Source organism: Anaerostipes butyraticus, from assembly GCF_016586355.1.
GTDB lineage: Bacteria > Bacillota > Clostridia > Lachnospirales > Lachnospiraceae > Anaerostipes > Anaerostipes butyraticus.
The window spans coordinates 61,647-81,784 of sequence record NZ_BLYI01000006.1 but is presented as its reverse complement, the minus strand read 5'-3'; the positions used below and the strand labels follow the sequence as shown (position 1 = coordinate 81,784).

The window sequence follows — 20,138 nt, the reverse complement described above, 5'->3', positions numbered from 1 at the left end:
AACAGCTGTTGTTCTGATGATAAACTATCAATAAACTCTGTTTGAAGTCAAAAAACATAGTAGGTCATATCCCCTCAAATTCCAATTTATCTTTACATTCATTATATCATGCTTCTGTAAGTCTTTCATTATGAATAATACATCTACATTTTTCTCCAAAGCCATTGTGTATCAGGAAAAAGAAGATGCAATAAAAAACCTGCTGCAGCTATTAAAATGAGAGCTGCGCCTATATAGCAGAATATTTTTATAAACTGCTGCAGCTTTGCCTTTCCATTTTCCACATCTAAATAAATAGAATTTACCTTTTCATCCGTCAGACTCTTTTCCCGAACGTCCTGAACGTCTATATCTTTTACCAATTCATCTAATGTCATATCAAAATAATCGCTCAGTCTCACTAATCTTTGAAAATCCGGATATGATTGTCCTGCTTCCCATTTGGAAATTGTCTGCCTTGAAACCTGAAGTTCCATGCCAAGCTCCTCCTGAGATAATCCTTTTTTCTTCCGAATGGATAAAAGTTTTTCGTTAAATTTCATTTTCTGCCATATGCCTCCTTACATTTAGTGCTTTCATTATAAATTGGGCGGCAGTATCCTGACAAGCAATATATGTTGGCAATGTGTCAACCGCGTTTAACACATCAATTTTACAAGATATTTTCTAACCGGAAATCCTGCCATCCAGAGTCTGGCGATGAGCCGCCATTTCCACTGACAGCATATGATTTTCCTGTCCTTACGGTACAAAACAACTGCTTTCACCTTGCGATGCAGCTGTGCCATTCCGGAATAAATCATCCGGACATTTTCTTCCGGTGTCAGACGGCACCGGGACGGATCCGTGACACTGCCCCGGATTCCTTTTGTCACAAAACGGCTGATCTGAACTTTCCGGTCCTCTCCAAAATGTTCTCTTGTGAATTCCTTCATTGCTTCCAGATCTCCCTGATTTTCCTTCACGATTGTCGTACGCATTTCTAATAAGGAAGGAAGTGCTCTCAGTTTTTGAATTCCTTCACAGAAACGGTCATATCCATCCGGACATCCGCATAGTTTCTCATGCGTCCGGTTCGATGCTCCATACATAGTCACAATCTGGTGCGGCGGAAACTTCCTAAAACTTCGCATTCCCCGGTCCGTGATCATCGCAGCGTTGGTATACACTGTCAGCAACAGTCCCAGTGCCCCGCATCCCTGGCCTGCCTTGCCATGTGGATCCATTCTTCCGATGTTTTTCCCTCCGGCCCAGCTGCCTCATCTTTTCATGATTCACCCGGACCAGACACATCCGGCATGATAAATTGCATCGGCCTGTCAGTTCGAATGTGCCGCTGACCGGAATCCTTTTCTTTCTTCTATTCATATTCCATCATCCCATGTTCTTCCAGCAGCTTCAATGATACTTCAATATCTTTCTGCGCTTTTTCGCATCTACCTCAAATGTTTCTCCTGCTATCTTTCTTAAAATAAATTTTTTACTGCCGCGGTATTTCTTTTGCTTCAACCCCTCTGATTCTTTCAGCTGCTGTTCTATTTCCTTCTCTGCAGCATCTCCTTTCAGCTTTTGAGGCTCACACGGATGAACCTCCATAGCTGATTTCACATACGTTTTCTTCATGAACCCCCTCCATTCCCATTGTCAGCAAAATTTCTAAACTTACACAAGTACATTGTAAGACATTGTATATCTTAAACCAATCTAATTATTGTATTCATAATCACGCATTAGTCAACTATATAACATATAATGTCTAATATCAGGAGGATACGATATATGGATGAAACTTTCTTTGCTGAAAGAATCGCATCGCTCCGCAATCAGAAAAACGTATCTGCCCGGGAGATGAGCCTGGCAATCGGTCAGAATGCCAGCTATATCAACCGAATCGAGAATCACCGCGCGTTGCCTTCGATGCAGTGCTTTTTCTATATTTGCGAATATTTGGGCGTTACTCCCAGCGAGTTTTTCGATACTTCCAATCCGAATCCTGAAAAAATAAGCCGGATTCTGCAGGAATTATCATCCTGTAATGAAAAACAGCTGAATACGATTCTTTTAGTCATTGAAAACTTTAAAAAGAACTAATCTGTCAAAAAACACCAGGTTCCAAACGGCAAAACCGTTAAAACCTGGTGTTTTTTCTTTCCAATAAATTTTATAAATGAAACTTCATCAATTAAATGATCAGCAGATATACTGTCGCAATTGAAATTACGATCTGTATGATCGCAAATCGAAATACAGTCTGTGTATTAGACCATCCGATCGTTTTCCGCACATGATCATGCAGCGGCATCGTTGTGTTGCTGAAAATATGTATCTTCAGGAATCGAAGCAGCGCAACTTTGATCAGACCAAGACCTCCGTCTACAATCAGAACCGCTGCCGCAGGCAGGAACAAAAACGGGCTTCCGGTTTTCAGGATTGCAATGCTGATAAAAATCCCCATTGCCCTGGATCCTGCATCTCCCATCATAAGACGGCTCGGCGTTGCGTTATACCAGAGATATCCGAGAATACAGACAACAAACAATAAAATAACATAAGCGAAATCAGAGCTGACACCTTTTACCTGATCAATCACATAGATGGTTACCAGCGTTACAATTGTCAGAGTACCGGATAATCCATCCACACCATCAGAACAGTTTGTGACATTGATCGCTGCCCAGACAAGAATGATCGTAAGAATAAAGAATACGACCGGATGGAGGGTGATATCGATTCCCAGTGTCGCAATCTGAATCTGCGTTGAATTGAAATGAATATAATTCAGAGCTACGATCGCGGCCACGATAAAATCCAGAATACCTTTCTTATATTCTCCCCATGGCTCGTCCGCTGCGTCATCCATATATCCCGTCAGCATTTCTACATAAATCAGCACAAGATAAATGATCAGTTCCGTTGAAAGACTGCCAAACAGCAGTGCCGCCAGCGTAAATACCGTAATAAAAATAATTCCCGCTCCCCTTGGTTTTCCTGCAGAAAGCTTCCCATTATGGGCAAATTCTCTCCCCATGTCTTTTGGCAGATACTGACTGCATGTTGATGTAAAGAAACAGGTCAGAGCAAATGCCGCAATGACACCAATAAATGCCATTATGGGCAGAACTCCGTCTGTCAACATATGAATCATTTGTATTCCTCCTATATATCTTATAGTTTTTCACTTCACTGCACAGTTTCTAAGTATAGCACGCTGAAAAAATAAATCAACATTTTACAACAAATCTTTCAGACGGTACATATGGTTTAACGGACCGCTTCCTGCGCCAAGATTCAGCCCGTCTTCCAAAGCGCCGGTCAGATACTCCTTTGCCTTCCGGATGCTCTCCGGAAGACTGTTCCCAGCTGCCAGATTGGACGCAATTGCAGAGGAAAGCGTGCAGCCGGTTCCATGAGTGTTAGGGTTGTTGACCCTTCTGCCGGAAAACCAGTGTTCCTCTCCTTTCAGATAAAGATAATCATTGGCGTCTTCTATCTGATGTCCTCCTTTGATCAAAATTCCTCCTGCCGTTTTTTGTGCAATGATCTTTGCTGCCTGACAGAAATCTTCTCTTTCTCTGATTTTTATACCTGAAAGAACTTCCGCTTCCGGGACATTCGGTGTGATGACATCTGCCAGAGGAAACAGACATTCCTCCAGAGCTTCTTCGGCATCATCTTTCAAAAGTCTGCTGCCGCTGGTAGAAACCATGACCGGATCCACCACAATATTTTTTGCTTTATATTCTTTTAATTTTTCTGCTATGACATGGATCAGTTCCCTGCTGGACACCATTCCGATTTTCACCGCATCCGGATAAATATCCTGAAAAATACAGTCCAGCTGACTGGCCAGAAATTCTCCTGTCGTTTCAGATATTCCATAAACTCCTGTCGTATTCTGCGCTGTCAAGGCAGTAATCGCCGACATTCCATACAGTCCATGAGCCGCTATGGTCTTTAAGTCTGCCTGAATTCCTGCCCCGCCGCTGCAGTCCGATCCTGCAATCGTTAATACCGTTTTCATTCTGCCTTCATCTCCTTTACTGCTTCCAGCAGCTCTCTGGCTGCTTTCCTGATGTCTTTTGCCGCGAAAATCGCTGATACGACAGCGATTCCATCGACTCCGGTTCCCGTCAGCACATTCATATTATCTTTTTTGATTCCGCCAATCGCTACAACCGGAATAGATACTGTCTGACAGATTTTTTTCATCTCTTCCATGGAAACCGCCGATGTATTTTCTTTTGTTGAAGTAGGATACACAGCTCCCACTCCCAGATAATCTGCTCCTCCCTGCTCTGCCCTGACCGCTTCCTCCACATTATGGGCAGAAACTCCAATGATCTTATCCGGTCCAAGAATCTGTCTGACTTCTTCCACCGGCATATCATCCTGCCCTACGTGGACGCCATCAGCTTCTGCCTTCTGCGCAATCTCAATGTTGTCATTGATCACAAAAGGAATCTGGTATTTTCGGGCAAGATCTCTAATTTCAATGGCTTCCTTTAAAAACGCTGCTTCCGGCAGATGCTTTTCCCGAAGCTGCAGAAACGTAATCCCGCCTTTCATTGCCTCCTCTGTCTGTTCCGTTAATGTTTTCTCACCTGTCCAGGCCGCATCCGTTACCGCATACAGCGTCATATCACTTGCTTTTATATTCAATTCTGATTCCTCTTTCCACCTGTTTTGCTGTTATTTTGCTCATTTCATCTATGAAACACATACGAAAAGAGCCTGTGCCCCGGCTGGCTGCCGCTGCCTTTTCTCCGCAGATGCCCATAGTGCCGGCAGCTGTGACTACGCTGTCAAACAAACTCTCCGGACTGGCTCCTGCAAAGACTCCAAGAACTCCGTCCAGCATACATCCGCTTCCTGTAATCCTCGCCATATCAGGATCTCCATTATAAATGACCGCAGTCTGTCTCCCAAAAACCGCCAGATCGACAGCTCCGGTCATCAGGATTACGGCTCCGGTTTCTTCTGATAATCTTCTTCCCATGGAAATCATATCTTCCATGGAATCTTTTGTCAGCGCGTCTTTTCCATCTGCGTCTACTCCCTTTGTCATTGCTTTGTCCTGACAAAGCGCCTTGATCTCAGAAACATTGCCCCGGATGACCGAAAGTTTTATCTCTTTCATGATACGGTGAGCTGTCTCGGTCCTAAGTCCGGACGAGCCGGCTCCTACCGGATCAAAAATAACCGGACGCCCTGTCTCATTTGCCGTCTTCCCTGCCAGAAGCATCGCCTCTGTTTTTTTCTTCTGCAAAGTACCAATATTCAGCACGAGTCCATCACACATCCGGGTGATTTCCTCAACTTCTTCTTTCTCCTCCGCCATAATCGGAAAACCGCCGGCCGCAAGAATGATATTGGCTACATCATTGATCGTCACATAATTTGTAATACAGTGGATCAGCGGTGAATGTTCTTTTATATTTTCAAAAATTTTACCGTAGTCTGGATTTCCCATGGCACTTCTCCTCTTTCGTCTCTGTTCCTGAAAATTATATCACAAACTTCTGCCGGATTGTTGCTTCTTTTTCATTCTTCCTATTTTTTCACATCTTTCTATTCTTCGAATACTATAAACTGTAAATAAATCTAGGAGGATTAAAACATGAGTGATTTAGCTGCTACAGGCTGCGGAAATTCCTGCAGCTCAGGATTCGGAGGAAATGGATGCCTTCTCTTAATTATTCTGCTTTGCTGCTGCGGAGGCGGCGGTGACGGATTCGGATTCGGAGGAGACGGATGTGGATGCGAAAGCATCATCTGGATCATCCTTCTGCTTTGCTGCTGCGGAGGCGGCGGATTCGGCGGACACGGATGCGGATGCTAAAAAAAGCATAAAATGCTTTCAGGGGCGCTTCATTTTGTGAAGCGCCCCTGCTTTTTTGTATGATGATTCCTTTTTATTGTATTGATTTTCCAAGATCACAGGCTTTCTGGATTTCCGGTTTCCCTTCGATATCTCCGATATCCCCATTGCCTCCGGCAAGGACATGACCGAGATTTTTCCAGCGCAGATGTTCCACCAGATGGTTATAGTATAAAAGGACATCATCAAAACCATTCCCCTCTGCTGCCATCAAGAGCGCCGATGCTCTTTCATGCCCGCGAAGAAGATTCCCATCTCCCTCCTCCAGCGCAAACAGCCGGTCAATGGCAGTCCGGATCTGCCCGCTCATATTCCAGTAGTACAGCGGAGTTGCTAAAACAACAACATCACTTTCTTTTACCGCCGGATAAATCTGACTCATATCATCCTTCTGGACACAAGGACATTCCTGACTGCTGTGTCCTCCAAAACAGCCTCTGCATCCATGGATTTCCATGGAATCCAGAAAAAACTCTGTCACTGTATTCCCCGCACTTTCCGCTCCCTGTGTAAATGCTTTTACCAGAGCTGATGTGTTCCCGTTTCTGCGGGGACTGCCATTTAAGATTACAATTTTCTTCATCCCGATTCTCCTTTTCTTCAGATCTTATCCGCCAATGCCGCAGCCTGACTGCATCCGTCCGTTTTCGTGATATCGCCTTCATTTAGAACGCCCGGAATCAACACTTCCCCAATCATTTTCCACTGATTCAATGCGGCTGTCCGCTCCATCGGAATCCGGATGCCGTCCAAAACAGACATATCATCTTCCTCACAGCAGGCAATCAGGGCGCACTCTTTGCCCGCAATCTCTTTGCCGCCTGCGACCATAGAATAAATCCGGTCAATCACTCCTTTGATCTGAGCCGGAATGGAATACCAGTAAACCGGCATCGTGAACACCAGCACATCTGCCTCTAAAATCGCCGGCGCAATGATATTAAAATCATCATCAAAAGAACAGGCTTTTCCTGTCTGGTAACAGGTTTCGCAGGCATGACATCCTCCAATTTTCATCATGGCAGCGTCAAATCTCTCAACACTGTGTCCCTTTGCTTCGGCCGCTTTGATAAAAGCATCCGTCATAGCGAAACTGTTACCGTTTTTTCTCGGGCTTCCTGTGATCACTGTTATTTTTTTACTCATTGCCAAAACCTCCCTGTGTATGTCAAAATCCCAACACGGATTTTTGACTTTTCAAATCTTTGATACTATAATCATATCAAGAATAATACACAAAACAAGTACGCACATGAAAGTGAGATACTTGCATTCAGGTTATATACTTACTTAAGGAGAGTGAGAAATGAGCGAACGATGTATTTCAAATGAAAGTCTGGGCGATACCGGATTCAGCTACACCCTGTCCCTGATCAATGGCAAATACAAAATGACCATTCTGTATACTTTGATGGAGTTTGGCGTTGTACGATTTAATGAAATGAAAAAATATATTGGAACCATTTCCTACAAAACGCTCAGTTCTACTTTAAAGGAACTGGAGGCAGATCAGCTGGTTCACCGGGAAGAATATCCACAGATCCCTCCAAAGGTCGAATACAGTCTGACAGAAAGAGGAAAATCTCTGATTCCTATTTTAGACAGTATGTGTGAATGGGGTGACCAGAACAGATTATAGACCGTTTTCAGGCCGGAACTTTCTAACGGTTCCGGCCTGATTTTATTTCATGCAGCAGCATAATAATATAAGAAAAATTCCGATGCAGCTCCCAGGCCTCTCCTGTGCCCGATAACGCGCCGGACCGTTTTTCTCCTGTTTCATTTTCTCTTTTCTTTTCATACATTCTTCATCCAGTTCATATACTGTATTTTCTTCTTCCACAAAAATTTCACTCATATTTTTTCTCACCTCCTAATACTATAGGATATGAGAACAAAGCCTGAGGTTGTGACGAAAATGGAACAAAAAAAGAAATCATGGGATCATTTTTTCCGTGATGACTCTTCTAACATGCTGGAAGATGCTCTTCCGTATCTTCCGGCTTCTTTAAAGAAAACCGCCGCCATCTATATTAAACTGACTGAACTGTCCCACATTGCCCATGAATTTGACAATGAAGAGACTCTTTCCGCCTGCGGTCTGGATCAAAATGATGCTTCCCTTGAAATGCTGCTCAACGCCATGAAACTGCGTGCGCCGAAAGAGACCGCCGCCCAGATTGATCAGATGCTTCAAATGATGCAGATGATGAAACTCTACCAGTCTTATCAGAGTTTTATGAAATCGAATCCAAATCTTGCTTCATCCTCTGCCCCAAATACAAATGACGATATGTTTGCCAAACTCATGCCTCTTTTAATGTCACAAGGGCAGCAAAATACTCCTGCCCCTAACAGCGACTTTATGAACCAGCTGAATCAAATCTTAAATAAGTAAAAGGAGCTTCTTTGTATGAATGAAAACTGGAAAAACCATCCAAAATTAAAACAGATTGATCCGAAAAAACTGGAAATCATGGAATTCCTGATCCATCAGTGTCAGGGAAAATCTCTGGAGATGATCCTGCCGGATCTAATGGCTGCTTCCAGCCGTCTCTCCGAACAGGGGCTTTCTTTTACTAATACAGAAACTTCCATTATCTTGGATGCTCTGAAGGAAGGAATGTCTTCCGAAGAACAGCAAAGAATAGACACCCTGCGAGGGCTGATCTTATAAATAAAATGGCACTGCCAGAATCTGTCTCTGGCAATGCCTGTTTTTTTATTTTAACATTTCTTCCGCCTGTCTTAGATAATCCCTTATGACATCACAGGAATGATCAAATTCCTGTTTCTCTCTTTCGCTTAAGTCAATTTCAAAGATTTCCTCTACACCGTTCTCTCCAATAACAGCAGGAACTCCTGCCGCAACATTTTTCTGACCATATTCTCCTTCCAGGCAGACAGAAAGAGGCCATACTTTTTTCTGGTCATAAAAAATCGCACTTACAATCTCACTCAGAGCGACTCCAATTCCAAATTCCGTGCTGCCTTTTCCTTCGATCACTGTCATGCCTGCCTGCCGGACTTCTTCCTGAAGTTCTTCCAGTGTAATCATACCTAAAGTATCCGGATGTTCTTCCTGAAGTTTTAAAAATGGTTTCCCGCCAATGGAAACATGAGATAATGGTACCATCTGAGAGTCTCCGTGTTCTCCCATGCAGAAAGCATCAATAGATTTTCTGTCATATCCTGTCTTCTCTTCCAAAATACGCTTGATCCTAAGACTGTCCAGGCTGGTCCCCGTACTGAAACACCGGAACCGGTCCATCCCCAGTTTTCTTCTCAAACATTCACCGACCACATCTGCCGGATTGGTAATGCTGATCAAAATCCCCTGAAATCCGGATTTCCTTATTCTGGGAACGATATCTTTCAGCCGTTCCATGGAATCTTCAAACATATCCAGTCTGGTTTCCCCGGGGCGGCGGCTTCTGCCAATGGCATTGACCAGAATCTCCGCGTCCTTCAAATCTTCATAATCTCCTGCACGGATGATCGTTTTCCTCGAAAGGCAGGCTCCCATATCATTCAAATCCAGTGCCTGACTTTCTGCTTTTTTCTCGTCTTTATCGATCAGAACAATCTCCTGCGCCAGTCCCTGAAACATCAGACTGACCGCACAGTGGGTTCCTACATGGCCTGCTCCAAGGATTCCTATTTTTCTTGTTTCCATCTGTCTTTTCCTCCTGCTGTATTTTATGATTCCGCGCTTTTTTCCTGTATCAGAAATTCGGTTACCGCATACGGTCTGCCCTTCTGGTCACAAAGAGCCACCATAATCCGGCTGTCTTCCCGTGCCGTTTTCGGATAAAGCACGTCACCATAAAGGGCCTGTCGGCGGTATTCCACCCGGAGTCTCTTTACAGAGACATCCTCCGGAAGCTCGTTATAAGCAGTTTTCACATAATAACTGTTATTTACATGATGATTGCTGTCAATCCAGTCTCGCTTCACCCGAACCGGTTCCCGCTCTTCCCACTCTTTTGGCGTGCGGATCTTCCTTGACTGATATTCCATCTCAAGAGGAGTCTCTGCATGATATTTCTGAATTTCTTCTTCTGACGGCTTTGCCGGCCGCCCTGTTTCAAGATCCATATAAACCCAGAGAGAATTGGCATAAGCCAAAAACTTCCCATCCTGATCCTTCATTGTAAAATTCCTTGTTCCGTGAAATTTGTCAAAGCCGGAAGCCCAGGTTTCGACTGTCACTGCTTCACATTCCACCGGCAGTCTTACGATCTCCAGCTGCCAGGAATTCAAAACCCATGCACGATGACGCTCCGCAAGATATTTTACCCCCAGGCCCAGTTCTTCTGACTGAAATACACTGCAGTCCTGAAAATAATCCAAAATTCCCGGAACCGGAAGCTTCCCTGACCGGTCCGTTTCACTGTATCGAATTCTTCCACTCATCGTGTACATGGTTTTATGACTCCTTTTTCTTTTTTAAATCAGGAAGGAACTGCTGATTCCTCCGTCTACTACCAGATCAATTCCGGTAATAAATCCTGCTGCGTCAGATGCCAGAAATGCTGCTGCCATTCCAAGATCCTTTTCTTTGGCAAATCCCCTCATCGGCGTCCGGTTCTGAATTTCTTCCAGACGTCCCGGCGTCTTTAGATTGGTATTTTTTAGCATATCTGTGTACACAAACCCCGGATTCAGGCTGTTCACCCGGATTCCGTACGGTCCCAGATCTCTTGCCAGGCTTCTCGCCAGCCCCTTCATGCCGCTCTTTGCTACGGTATATGCCTGTATTTCATGCATGCCAAGAATGGACGCCAGAGAAGAAATCAGCAAAATACATCCTGATTTTCTTTCTTTCATATATTTTGCCGCTGTCTGTGACAGCATAAACGGCGCCTTTGCCTGCGTTTCCATAATCTTATCAAATTCCTCTGCCGTAAAATCAAAATAGTCCTTCTTAATATTGATTCCCGCATTATTGACCAGAATATCCACCGGCGCTTTCTTTTCCAGTTTCCGGAAAAAATCTTCATATTCTTCTGTTTTCGTTACGTCAAATACATACCAGCTGCATTTCTCTCCAATCTTTTCTGCCGCTTCTTTTAATTTTTCTTCTCTTCTTCCGACAATAATTACACTGGCTCCCGCATCCGCCATTTCTTCTGCAATTGCGAAACCAATCCCTGTTCCCCCTCCGGTGATCAAAGCTGTTTTTCCTTCCAATGAAATCTCTTGCAACATACGTTCTACCTCCTGTGTGTCATTGAATTACAACTTTGTCCCTTATGTTCTCTTTCATCTATTCTATAATGTATCACTTTATTTAGATAAAGTCATCCCTTTTTCACCTTTTATTTAATATGCTGCCCTAAAAAGATGAAAAACTTCCGCAAAGGTTCCCAGAGATGCGGATTGGTCCGATCCAGGAACTGTCGAATCTGCTCTGCGTCCAGACCATTGTTCCACACCAGGCAATGATGACCGACTGCCGTCTCTCCAATGGCTGTTTTCCCGCTGGCTGCGACTCCCACTGCCACTTCTTTTCCAAGAGCTGTCACACCACCTGCATAAAGCCCAGCCGCAGCGGTTCCTATGGCAATGACCCCCACTGCCATAGCTCCAAAAGCCAGCAGTCCTGCCGCCATAGCTCCCAGGGCAATGATTCCAAAAGCCAGTGCGCCAAAACTGAATACTCCAATGCTGACAGCTCCAAGGCTGACCACGCCGATCGCAATGTTTCCGATGGCTATGATTCCTTTTGCAACACTCTCTTTTCCGAGACGCCGGCCAAGCCGGATGGATACAAGAGGGATTCCCTTGATGTGACGCTTACTGGTATACTGATATCCTTTCACATATCTGGAAAGTTCATCCATCTTTTCTTCCAGCCTCGTATTTCCCATAGAATACATATCTCCTGAGAAATCTTCTTCCATGGAATCTTTGACCAGATAATCCACACTAACGTCAAATAATTCTGAAATCACGATTAATTTTGCAAGTTCCGGCAGTGTACTTCCGGTATCACATAGTTAAAGATATTGGTGTCATTCAATCAATCTTGCCGATAAAGCGGTAGAAGATTTCTACCTCCTGTTCCCTGCTTCCGTCCTCACCTTTGACCGCTTCATGGACAACGATTTTTTCAATCAGCGTATTCAAAAGTTCGGCGGTCAGTTCCGTTGGATTGACGCACTCTTTCATCAAGGCAATCCATTTTTCTGCGTCTGCGGCGTTCTGGCTTTCAGTGGTGATAGCGGATTGAAGCCGCTCAATCTTTTCGTCCAGTTCAGCCTGTTCGCTTTGGTACTTCCCGGACAGCATAGAGAAGTTGTATTCCGTGATACGCCCCGCCGCCCAGTCCTCATACATCCGGGCAAACAAAGTATCGACTTCGGCTTTTCGCTTCTCTGCCTTTTTCAGTTCTGCGGCCTGCTTCTTTCTTGCGGCGGCCTGTCCCTTATCAGTGGCATTTAACAGCCGCTTCAAGAGCCGTTCTTCATCATGTTGTACCAGTCCCGACCAGTATTGCAGACGGGAGAGGACATAGGCATAAAGCACATCATAACGGATATAGTGCATGGAGCATTGGCGTGTGCCCTGCCCGTACTTGCTACAATGATAATGGCCGTAAGGCTTGCTGTTCTGCCTGTTCTCCCCATAGGACAGCGACCAGCCGCAATCCGCACATTTTACCAATCCGGAAAAAATCTGCGTTGTACCATCCTTGCACTTCCTGCGGCGGTTTGCTATCTGCTCCTGTACCTGCCGGAAAACCTGCTCGCTGATAATCGGCTCCTGCGTGTTCTCCACCCGCACCCATTCACTTTGGGGCTTGCGTACCCTCCGCTTGTTCTTAAAGGAAATATTTGTTTCCCGGTAGTGGATGGTATGGCCGATATAGGTTTCATCTTTCATAATGCTCTTGACCTGCGCTATCGTCCATGCGTAGCTTTTTTCCTCCGGTGCACCCGCATAGATGTTTGCGAAAGTCCCGTCACGCTGGAAGTTGATAAATCCCGGCGTGGGAACCTTTTCCGCAATCAGTATTCTTGTGATACTGGCCGCCCCTCTGCCATGAATGGCAAGGTCAAAAATCTTCTCCACTATCCAGCGGGTTTCCTCGTCGATTATCAGCTTGTTTTTGATTTCCGGGTGTTTCCTGTACCCGATGGGAGCATAGGCGCCGATACGCTGTCCTGTGGCAAACTTCGCTTTGAAAGCGGCCTTTACCTTGCGGCTCGTATCTTTCGCAAACCACTCATTGAACAGGTTTTTGAACGGGACAAAATCGGAAAGCCCTTTTTCTGTGTCCTCATTCTCCGCAACGGCGATGTAGCGCACCCGTTTTTCCGGGAACAGAAATTCCAGATAGTAGTCCATCATCACATGTTCCCGCCCGAAACGGGAAAGGTCTTTCGTGACAATGCAGTTTACTTTTCCGGCTTCCATATCGTCCATCATGCGCTGAAAATCCGGGCGTTCAAAGTTCGTCCCCGACCAGCCATCGTCCACATACTCACCGACTACATGAAGCCCCTGTTCCTTTGCGTACTGTTGCAGGATTGTCCGCTGTGTTTCAATGCTTACGCTGTCACCATAGTTTTCATCGTCCCGGCTCAATCTCATATAAAGCGCCGTGTTGTAAATCGTAGTATTGTAAGGTTGTTTCACCGTTAAAAATCCTCCTTCTAAAGAAACAACCCACGCTTACAATACTTTTGCTCTATGGCAATTATATCATAAGCGTGGGCGTGTTATCAATGATGGGCTATCAGGTTGAAGCGGCTTTTTCTGCGGTATGCCGCACCACATCTACAATCAGATCACCGAGGGGCTTCCCGACTGCGGCGAAGTGTTCGGAGATTTTTATACGGTTGTTCCCACATACAAAATACTGCGTCCCGTTCTCTGTTCGTATGACCTGCCCTGTCCGGGGTGTAAAAATATCGCTTTCGCTTTTTGCCATCCAGTGTCCTCCATATTCAGTTTTCAAGGTACAATGCCGCACAGGGGCGGCGAAAATTTCTGCTTATATCTATCACCTTTCCTTTGCCGTGTGCCGCTGCTGCCGTTTCAGTTCCGCCAGTATATCCGGCGGGATACGGTCAACCAGCCTCTGTAAATTGTCCAGTTCGCTTTTCAGCTTTGCCCGTTCCATCGTATCTTTCATCTTGCCTTTTTCACTGGCCTTTGCTCTTGCTTCCAACTTCTCATTCTCCGCCAACAGGTCATTGATTGTGACCTTGTACTTTTTCAACTGCCCGGAGAAGTTTTCCATCTGCGGGAACCACTTTTTCAGCATGGAAAGGGCTTCCTCTTTTTTCTTTCCGGCGTTCAGCGGGTTAATGCCGTCAAGGGCGGCTTCAATGGCTCTGGCCTGTTTGGAGAGGGAAACCGCCTGTTTGAAAAGCCGGGTGGGGATATGCTTCCGGCCTGTCTTGCTGGCGCTTTCCCCACGCTCCAAGTCAGGATATTTCTCCACCATATAGGCGTGAAAATCGTCCTGCCACTTCGTCAGGTTTGCCCGGTTGCCGATAATCTCCTTTGCACACAGGCGGTTGTCCTTTGTCAGCGGAACAAAGGTCAAATGCAGGTGGGGCGTTTTCTCGTCCATGTGTACCACCGCCGACACGATATTTTCCCGTCCTACCCGGCCAATGAGGAAAGCCGCCGCCCTCTGGAAAAACGCCTGTATCTCCTTTGGGGATTTCCCCTTGAAAAACTCCGGGCTGGCAGTTACCAGTGTATCGACAAACCGTGTGCTGTCTTTCCTCGTCCGGCATCCGGCCTGCTCGATACGGCTCTGAATGAAGTGGTAATAGCGTCCCTCCGGCTTGACGATATGGAAGTTGTATTTACTCCGGCTTGTGTCAATGTCGGGATTGCTGGCATATTGTTCTTTCTGTCTTTCGTGATGGGCTTCCAGCGGCCTTGCCGGGTTGCCCTTGTGCTTCTCAAACCGCAAAATTGCGTGTTGTGCCATTCTGCTCCTTTCCCCATTCCTTTCCTATCCAGGGTTTTCCACAGGGAAAATCCCGCCAGAATTATCTCTGATACGATAGGAATGGAATGGATATAAATAAATCATTTTAATCTTTGTATTTCTATATACCGTCTGGTTTTCGTACTTCTCAAGATTGATTTCCGTACTTCAAGGGTACGGTTTTCAGTCCTCCGGCGTACCAGAACGGGATTTCTTGAAGTCGGTGTTTGGAACCGCTTCATAGGATTTTGGGAAAATGCGGTTGGGTTTTCCACAGCCCTGCTTCTGGATTTCCACCAGTCCGGCGTATTGCAGTTCCCGCAGGGTGTTCACCGCTTTTTGCCGCCCACAATGGAGCAATGTGACCACTTCACAGATAGGGAAATACAGGAAAATCCGTCCGCAGTCATCCGCCCACCCATTTTTGCGGGATAACTCTGTCCGGCGCAGAATAAAGGCATACAGAACCTTTGCCTCGTTGGACAGGAGCTTGAACGTGGGGGCTTCAAAGAGGAAATTCGGGAGCCGGGTGAAGCTGAACGCCCTTTCCGGCTGATGGATATAGATGGTATTTGTCATAGTGCGTTTTGTGGACGGTTAGAAGCCCGTTTTCCGGGGCGGGCGATACTTTATACCACCTGCCCCGGTTTGGGGCTTGCGAAGCCTGATAAATCAAGGCTTTTTTCGCTCCTAACTGTCCACAGCAGACCTCCTTTTCCGTTCACTTTCTGTTTTCTGCCGCCTGTGAACTCTGGCGGCACAGCCGGGGCAGTATTTTGCCCGGTTGGATTTGGGGACGAACACACCGCCGCAGACCTCACAGCGTTTCAAGTCCTTATCCCGGAAAATCTCCGCTTCCAGCGTCCCGTCCAGCGGCAAGACCGCCCAGCGGAACCACTTACAGCAGACCGAGAAAGAAATCGTCTGCGGACAGGTGCAGGTGTCCCCATCGTCAAGGACAATGCAGTTGCCGTCCTCACAGCAACAGCACTCCCGGCGTATCAGGCTGGCCGCCTGTTTTCTCTGCGCCGGGGTCATGCGGTAAAGGGAACCGTCCGGCCTGCGTTCCAGCGGCGGCAAGTCTTTATAGGGGTTATCTCTCATGCGTTCCCTCCATTTTGCTTTCCGTTGCCGTTCTCCCCGAAAAGGTTTCCTGCCCCATTCCTGCGGCGTGTTCCGGCGTTGGCACGCTCCCCGCAACTTCGGGACATTTTGTCCCGAAGTCCGACTCCTTGCGGTGCTTCCCCAGCCTGGGTATTCCTTTTCGGACGGTCATTCTGTTTTCAAGGTGCCGTCCATCGATGAACTACCCTAAGTCTACACGAAAAAAATGCAATTCCCGGAATATTGCGAGAATTGCATTTTGATGAAGTTTACACTTTGGAAATTGCATTTTTGCAATCATTCTGTATAATGGAAGTATGCGGAGGAGGTGCGCATCTATGGCTTTACCCGGAACACCCGGACAGCGGATTTCCGATTTATGCAACGGGAACCACATCACACAAAAGGAACTTGCGGAGAAGATAGGCGTTTCCGCTTCCCAGTTGAGCCGCATTGTCAGCGGCGAAACAAGAACGGTCAGCAGTGATATTCTCATAGGTGTAGCAAAGGAATTTAAGGTATCGACAGACTACATACTGGGCTTGTCTACCGTGAGCGTTCGTAAAAGCTACGATATTTCTGAATTAGGCTTGTCCGAGGGAGCCGTGAGGGGGCTTGTGACGGGTGCTGTTGATGTGCAAATCCTCAACCGCCTGTTGGAACATAGGAATTTTCCTAAGCTGATAGATTTGATACGGATTTATTTTCAGGACACAGCGGCAAAAGGCATAACAGCAAGAAACCAGCTTATCGAGATGGCAACGGCTTCCCTGTCCGACCTGATGAAAGAACACCCGGAACACCGGGCGGAAGCAAAGCAGGATTTACAGCTTTTGAACGCCCAGAAGATGGGGGAACATGAGGCGGAGATTGAGAAAATCAAAAATGTGTTCCTTGCTATCCTGCGGGATATTAAGAAAGACATTGACAACGGGGAACAGCCGGGAGAAGCTGTGACCGCCGCGATGTTCCAAGCCATGCGGGACGCATTGGCGGAACAGAAGCAAAACCCGCTTTCCATTGACGATGTAACGGCGATGGTTGCCGGACAGATCGGACAGCTTGCACCGATGGATGAAGAAACTGCCGACCTGTTCAAGCAGTTGGCAAAAAAGATGATGAAAGGAATAGAATAATAGCCTGTTATTCGAGATAATAATATGCCATTAGTAAAGCATGACTACCCTGTTTTAGAGTACGATACCGCATCAAAAGCTGTTTTTCAGCCGGGAAATGGGAAAAAATGTTTTCCTGCAAAAGCAGTGTTTGCTTTTTTAGGAGACGAGGTTGAAAATTATGCACATACCTATGATGGAATACAGATAGATGAATTTGAAAGTGCAACAAGACGATATCCTATTTATGAATGTCTTTATAATCAGGAGAAAATATGTCTATGTCCGGCTCCTGTGGGAAGTGCTGCTGCCGTCCAAGTTTTAGAATATTTAATTGCAGGGGGTGTAACAAAGATTATTTCCGTCGGCTCCTGCGGCGTATTGGAAGACATCCCGGAAAATAGATTTTTGATACCTGTTTCTGCATTGAGAGATGAGGGAACATCTTACCATTATCTTCCTCCCTCCCGAGAAGTAGAGATTTCAAAGGCTGGTATAAATGCGATTGAATCTGCTTTAAGCCAAAAGAATATACCATATTGGGAAGTTAAAACATGGACAACAGACGGTTTTTATCGAGAAACAGTAGAAATGGTTCAGTATCGGAAAGAAGAGGGATGTCAAGTAGTAGAAATGGAATGTTCCGCATTGGCGGCGTGTGCAAAATTTAGAAAAGTTACATGGGCTATGCTGCTTTTTTCAGCCGATACTCTTGCAGACCCTCATAAATACCAAGAAAGAGAATGGGGAAAAACAAGTATATCCATAGCCTTAGAATTAGCCTTAGACGCTGTTTTATCAGTTGTTGAGGAGTAAAAATAAATACATATAGGAGTTACAATGAATATAAATGAATTTCCACAACAAGTAAATCAAGTTATTTCAATAGCAGAAACCATATTACAAGGTCAAATATTGGGGATATATTTATATGGTTCAGCAACAATGAATGGGCTGCGTCCAGATAGTGATATAGATATACTGATAATTACTAAACAAGAATTGAGTAATTCAATCAGAGCAGATCTAACAAAGCAATTATTGAAAATTTCTGGCTCCGTAGGCTGTATTGAAAAAAGACCTTTAGAGGTAACTATTATCAATCAATCTGATATTGTTCCGTTGCAATTTCCGCCAAAATGTCAGTATATGTATGGTGAATGGCTAAGGGGAGAGATGGAAGCAGGAGAATATCCGCAAGCCTGCAATGACCCAGATATAATGATTTTATTATGGCAAGCAAGAAAAAATAGCATAACTTTGAAGGGGGCGGAAAGCAAAGAGCTTATTCCCGCTATCCCATTTCACGAAATTAAAAAAGCAATTCGGTTTTCTTTACCTGGTTTGATTTCCAGCTTTAAGGGTGATGAAAGAAATGTGTTATTAACCTTATCACGAATGTGGTTTACTTTAGTAACAGAAGAAATCACGACAAAAGATGTTGCCGCAAAATGGGTAATTTTAAAATTGCCGGAGAGATTTCCCCCCCTGCTAACAACGGCAAAGGAAGCTTATTTGGGAAATTTGTCTGATGAATGGGAGACAGTAGAAAAGGAAGCGATGGCACTTGTAGAATATATGAAAAAACAAATTGAGGAATTACTTAGAACAGAGTAGCAAAGTTAGCGGGGCCAATCAACGGTCAAGATGAACGGCGCATAAATGCGCCGCCGTTGACAGTCCCGCCCGTCTTTGCTGATGGGCAATCAAGGCGGGAAAGCCCTAAAATGGCTTCCCGCCCATTTCAATCTTGAGAGAAGAAACGCTCCAAAATCAGAAAGAGAGCGGTAAATCTGAATTGCGAGGGAGAATGTAGATGAATCAAGGAAGAATTATTGTGATTACAGGTTCGCCGGGAACAGGAAAGACAACAACTGCGTCGATTGTCGCAAAAGAATCGAACATGGATAAATCTGTGCATATGCACACAGACGACTTTTTTCATTAGGCTCTGTCACAACAAATGGTTGATTTTTGACGAGAAATAGCGTATAATAATAGTAAGAAACAGTACCACCGAAGGAGGTAATTGGATATGCCTACTATCAAAGACGCATTAGATATTATCGGTAAGTTGACTGTCGCAGAGCAGGAAAGCCTTAAAACAATGCTTTTAAGTCCTGCCTTTGTAAAGTCTTTGAATATTGAAGATTTCGTAGCAAAGGAACGCTTTGCAAATGGTCGTGTATGCCCTCTTTGTGGCTGTATCCATGTGGTTCGCAATGGTCATCGTAAAGATGGCACACAGCGATATGTATGTAAGGATTGTGGCAAGTCCTTCGTGATTGCTACGAACTCCATTGTGTCTGGTACAAGAAAAGACTTGTCCGTGTGGGAGCAGTACATTGATTGTATGATGAATGGCTTATCCATTCGTAAGACTGCTGTTGCTTGTGGGATTCACAGAAACACCGCATTCCTTTGGAGACACAAGATTTTGGATGCACTTCAGAATATGGCAGACGATGTTACCCTTGACGGCATTATTGAGGCTGACGAAACTTTTTTCGCCATCTCGTACAAGGGCAATCATAGCAAGAGTAAGACATTTGCTATGCCACGCAAGGCTCATAAGCGTGGTCATTCTACACATATCAGAGGCTTGTCCCAAGAAAAGGTATGTGTTCCTTGTGCGGTTAATAGGAATGGCTTGTCTATCTCCAAGATTACGAATACTGGTAGAGTTTCTACAATAGATTTACATCATATTTATGATGGTAGGATTAAGACCAATTCCACTCTTGTTACGGACAAGATGAACTCCTATGTGAGATTTACAAATGCCAATGGCATTGACCTTGTGCAGTTAAAGACTGGCAAAGCCAAGAAAGGCATTTATAATATCCAACATATCAATAGCTACCATAGCCAGCTAAAGAGGTTTATGCGTGGCTTTAACGGTGTTTCTACCAAGTATCTGAACAACTATCTTGTGTGGAATAACCTTGTAAATTACGCCAAAGAAAGCGACATGGAGAAAAGGAACATCTTCTTAACTTTCGTTTTGGCAACATTGAAAACTGCTAAATGCAGAGATTTATCAAACAGACCAGCAGTTCCTCTGGTCGCCTAATTAGAATTTGTG

General features: G+C 45.1%; 29 protein-coding genes. 10 read left to right on the top strand and 19 right to left on the bottom strand.

Translation table 11 applies throughout. From position 1 onward, the window contains the following. Positions 1 to 143: 143 nt before the first annotated feature. From JMF81_RS01325 to JMF81_RS01315, 3 genes are all read right to left on the bottom strand, one after another. On the bottom strand, positions 144 to 542 hold the full coding sequence (locus JMF81_RS01325) for a helix-turn-helix domain-containing protein (RefSeq protein WP_201309665.1): 399 nt from the start codon (positions 540 to 542) through the stop codon (positions 144 to 146). Positions 543 to 638: 96 nt separating this feature from the next. After that, positions 639 to 1,226 carry a hypothetical protein gene (locus JMF81_RS01320; RefSeq protein WP_201309664.1) on the bottom strand — a complete coding sequence of 196 codons (588 nt, stop codon included), beginning with the start codon at positions 1,224 to 1,226 and terminating at the stop codon, positions 639 to 641. A 172-nt stretch (positions 1,227 to 1,398) separates the two neighbouring features. Then, positions 1,399 to 1,623, bottom strand: a complete 225-nt coding sequence (locus JMF81_RS01315) for a hypothetical protein (protein WP_201309663.1) — start codon at positions 1,621 to 1,623, stop codon at positions 1,399 to 1,401. Between the two features lie 156 nt (positions 1,624 to 1,779). Between JMF81_RS01315 and JMF81_RS01310 the strand changes: the two genes are divergently transcribed. Further along, entirely contained in the window at positions 1,780 to 2,091 is a 312-nt protein-coding gene (locus JMF81_RS01310; protein WP_201309662.1) for a helix-turn-helix domain-containing protein, read from the top strand. Between the two features lie 91 nt (positions 2,092 to 2,182). Here JMF81_RS01310 and JMF81_RS01305 read toward each other — a convergent pair whose 3' ends face one another. The 4 genes from JMF81_RS01305 to thiM all read right to left on the bottom strand — a co-directional run bounded on the left by JMF81_RS01305 (position 2,183) and on the right by thiM (position 5,470). Beyond that, complete coding sequence (locus tag JMF81_RS01305; protein ID WP_201309661.1) at positions 2,183 to 3,145, bottom strand: phospho-N-acetylmuramoyl-pentapeptide-transferase; 963 nt, start codon at positions 3,143 to 3,145, stop codon at positions 2,183 to 2,185. An 84-nt stretch (positions 3,146 to 3,229) separates the two neighbouring features. Beyond that, positions 3,230 to 4,021, bottom strand: coding sequence for a bifunctional hydroxymethylpyrimidine kinase/phosphomethylpyrimidine kinase (gene thiD / locus JMF81_RS01300; RefSeq protein ID WP_201309660.1), 792 nt, complete (start codon positions 4,019 to 4,021; stop codon positions 3,230 to 3,232). Continuing rightward, the gene (gene thiE / locus JMF81_RS01295; protein WP_201309844.1) at positions 4,018 to 4,638 is read right to left on the bottom strand and encodes a thiamine phosphate synthase; all 621 of its coding nucleotides are present in this window, start codon (positions 4,636 to 4,638) and stop codon (positions 4,018 to 4,020) included. Before thiE ends, thiD begins: the two co-directional genes overlap by 4 nt. Position 4,639: 1 nt before the next feature. Beyond that, positions 4,640 to 5,470 (bottom strand): hydroxyethylthiazole kinase, encoded by an 831-nt coding sequence (gene thiM, locus JMF81_RS01290; RefSeq protein WP_201309659.1) that lies wholly within the window; start codon positions 5,468 to 5,470, stop codon positions 4,640 to 4,642. 147 nt (positions 5,471 to 5,617) lie between these two features. Between thiM and JMF81_RS01285 the strand changes: the two genes are divergently transcribed. Further along, positions 5,618 to 5,839 (top strand): chorion class high-cysteine HCB protein 13, encoded by a 222-nt coding sequence (locus JMF81_RS01285; protein ID WP_201309658.1) that lies wholly within the window; start codon positions 5,618 to 5,620, stop codon positions 5,837 to 5,839. Positions 5,840 to 5,912: 73 nt separating this feature from the next. Here the strand turns inward: JMF81_RS01285 and JMF81_RS01280 are convergent, their stop codons facing one another. Beyond that, positions 5,913 to 6,461 (bottom strand): flavodoxin family protein, encoded by a 549-nt coding sequence (locus JMF81_RS01280; RefSeq protein ID WP_201309657.1) that lies wholly within the window; start codon positions 6,459 to 6,461, stop codon positions 5,913 to 5,915. Positions 6,462 to 6,478: 17 nt separating this feature from the next. Continuing rightward, positions 6,479 to 7,024 (bottom strand): flavodoxin family protein, encoded by a 546-nt coding sequence (locus JMF81_RS01275; RefSeq protein ID WP_201309656.1) that lies wholly within the window; start codon positions 7,022 to 7,024, stop codon positions 6,479 to 6,481. Positions 7,025 to 7,184: 160 nt separating this feature from the next. Between JMF81_RS01275 and JMF81_RS01270 the strand changes: the two genes are divergently transcribed. Continuing rightward, on the top strand, positions 7,185 to 7,517 hold the full coding sequence (locus JMF81_RS01270) for a winged helix-turn-helix transcriptional regulator (RefSeq protein ID WP_201309655.1): 333 nt from the start codon (positions 7,185 to 7,187) through the stop codon (positions 7,515 to 7,517). Positions 7,518 to 7,559: 42 nt separating this feature from the next. Here JMF81_RS01270 and JMF81_RS01265 read toward each other — a convergent pair whose 3' ends face one another. After that, a complete protein-coding gene (locus JMF81_RS01265) occupies positions 7,560 to 7,736 on the bottom strand; it encodes a hypothetical protein (RefSeq protein WP_201309654.1) in 177 nt (58 codons plus the stop codon). Positions 7,737 to 7,796: 60 nt separating this feature from the next. Between JMF81_RS01265 and JMF81_RS01260 the strand changes: the two genes are divergently transcribed. After that, complete coding sequence (locus JMF81_RS01260) at positions 7,797 to 8,276, top strand: hypothetical protein (RefSeq protein WP_243282502.1); 480 nt, start codon at positions 7,797 to 7,799, stop codon at positions 8,274 to 8,276. Between the two features lie 15 nt (positions 8,277 to 8,291). Continuing rightward, positions 8,292 to 8,555 carry a hypothetical protein gene (locus tag JMF81_RS01255; RefSeq protein WP_201309652.1) on the top strand — a complete coding sequence of 88 codons (264 nt, stop codon included), beginning with the start codon at positions 8,292 to 8,294 and terminating at the stop codon, positions 8,553 to 8,555. A gap of 45 nt (positions 8,556 to 8,600) precedes the next feature. On the opposite strand, the gene JMF81_RS01250 is transcribed toward JMF81_RS01255, so the two are convergent. The 9 genes from JMF81_RS01250 to JMF81_RS01210 all read right to left on the bottom strand — a co-directional run bounded on the left by JMF81_RS01250 (position 8,601) and on the right by JMF81_RS01210 (position 15,938). Continuing rightward, positions 8,601 to 9,554, bottom strand: coding sequence for an L-lactate dehydrogenase (locus JMF81_RS01250; protein WP_201309651.1), 954 nt, complete (start codon positions 9,552 to 9,554; stop codon positions 8,601 to 8,603). Positions 9,555 to 9,577: 23 nt separating this feature from the next. Further along, positions 9,578 to 10,303, bottom strand: coding sequence for an acyl-[acyl-carrier-protein] thioesterase (locus JMF81_RS01245; RefSeq protein WP_201309650.1), 726 nt, complete (start codon positions 10,301 to 10,303; stop codon positions 9,578 to 9,580). A gap of 24 nt (positions 10,304 to 10,327) precedes the next feature. Then, entirely contained in the window at positions 10,328 to 11,089 is a 762-nt protein-coding gene (locus JMF81_RS01240; RefSeq protein ID WP_201309649.1) for an SDR family NAD(P)-dependent oxidoreductase, read from the bottom strand. A 110-nt stretch (positions 11,090 to 11,199) separates the two neighbouring features. After that, positions 11,200 to 11,835 carry an XRE family transcriptional regulator gene (locus JMF81_RS01235; protein ID WP_201309648.1) on the bottom strand — a complete coding sequence of 212 codons (636 nt, stop codon included), beginning with the start codon at positions 11,833 to 11,835 and terminating at the stop codon, positions 11,200 to 11,202. A 64-nt stretch (positions 11,836 to 11,899) separates the two neighbouring features. Further along, on the bottom strand, positions 11,900 to 13,477 hold the full coding sequence (locus JMF81_RS01230; protein ID WP_079861243.1) for a recombinase family protein: 1,578 nt from the start codon (positions 13,475 to 13,477) through the stop codon (positions 11,900 to 11,902). 145 nt (positions 13,478 to 13,622) lie between these two features. Next, positions 13,623 to 13,817, bottom strand: coding sequence for a hypothetical protein (locus tag JMF81_RS01225; RefSeq protein WP_087258079.1), 195 nt, complete (start codon positions 13,815 to 13,817; stop codon positions 13,623 to 13,625). A gap of 72 nt (positions 13,818 to 13,889) precedes the next feature. Beyond that, positions 13,890 to 14,834: a MobV family relaxase gene (gene mobV, locus JMF81_RS01220; protein ID WP_087258076.1), complete on the bottom strand. Its 945-nt coding sequence runs from the start codon at positions 14,832 to 14,834 to the stop codon at positions 13,890 to 13,892. Between the two features lie 183 nt (positions 14,835 to 15,017). Continuing rightward, positions 15,018 to 15,413: a replication initiator protein A gene (locus JMF81_RS01215; RefSeq protein ID WP_087231432.1), complete on the bottom strand. Its 396-nt coding sequence runs from the start codon at positions 15,411 to 15,413 to the stop codon at positions 15,018 to 15,020. A gap of 111 nt (positions 15,414 to 15,524) precedes the next feature. Next, positions 15,525 to 15,938: a cysteine-rich VLP domain-containing protein gene (locus JMF81_RS01210; RefSeq protein ID WP_002588751.1), complete on the bottom strand. Its 414-nt coding sequence runs from the start codon at positions 15,936 to 15,938 to the stop codon at positions 15,525 to 15,527. Between the two features lie 338 nt (positions 15,939 to 16,276). Here JMF81_RS01210 and JMF81_RS01205 point away from each other — a divergent pair, with 338 nt between their 5' ends. From JMF81_RS01205 to JMF81_RS01185, 5 genes are all read left to right on the top strand, one after another. Continuing rightward, on the top strand, positions 16,277 to 17,074 hold the full coding sequence (locus JMF81_RS01205) for a helix-turn-helix domain-containing protein (RefSeq protein WP_087231435.1): 798 nt from the start codon (positions 16,277 to 16,279) through the stop codon (positions 17,072 to 17,074). Between the two features lie 24 nt (positions 17,075 to 17,098). Beyond that, the gene (locus tag JMF81_RS01200; RefSeq protein WP_201309647.1) at positions 17,099 to 17,869 is read left to right on the top strand and encodes a nucleoside phosphorylase; all 771 of its coding nucleotides are present in this window, start codon (positions 17,099 to 17,101) and stop codon (positions 17,867 to 17,869) included. A gap of 24 nt (positions 17,870 to 17,893) precedes the next feature. Then, positions 17,894 to 18,670: an ANT(9) family aminoglycoside nucleotidyltransferase gene (locus tag JMF81_RS01195; protein WP_002578722.1), complete on the top strand. Its 777-nt coding sequence runs from the start codon at positions 17,894 to 17,896 to the stop codon at positions 18,668 to 18,670. A 199-nt stretch (positions 18,671 to 18,869) separates the two neighbouring features. Beyond that, positions 18,870 to 19,001 carry a zeta toxin family protein gene (locus JMF81_RS01190; protein WP_132587467.1) on the top strand — a complete coding sequence of 44 codons (132 nt, stop codon included), beginning with the start codon at positions 18,870 to 18,872 and terminating at the stop codon, positions 18,999 to 19,001. 87 nt (positions 19,002 to 19,088) lie between these two features. Beyond that, positions 19,089 to 20,126, top strand: coding sequence for an IS1595-like element ISSag10 family transposase (locus JMF81_RS01185; protein WP_058962567.1), 1,038 nt, complete (start codon positions 19,089 to 19,091; stop codon positions 20,124 to 20,126). Positions 20,127 to 20,138: the final 12 nt, after the last annotated feature.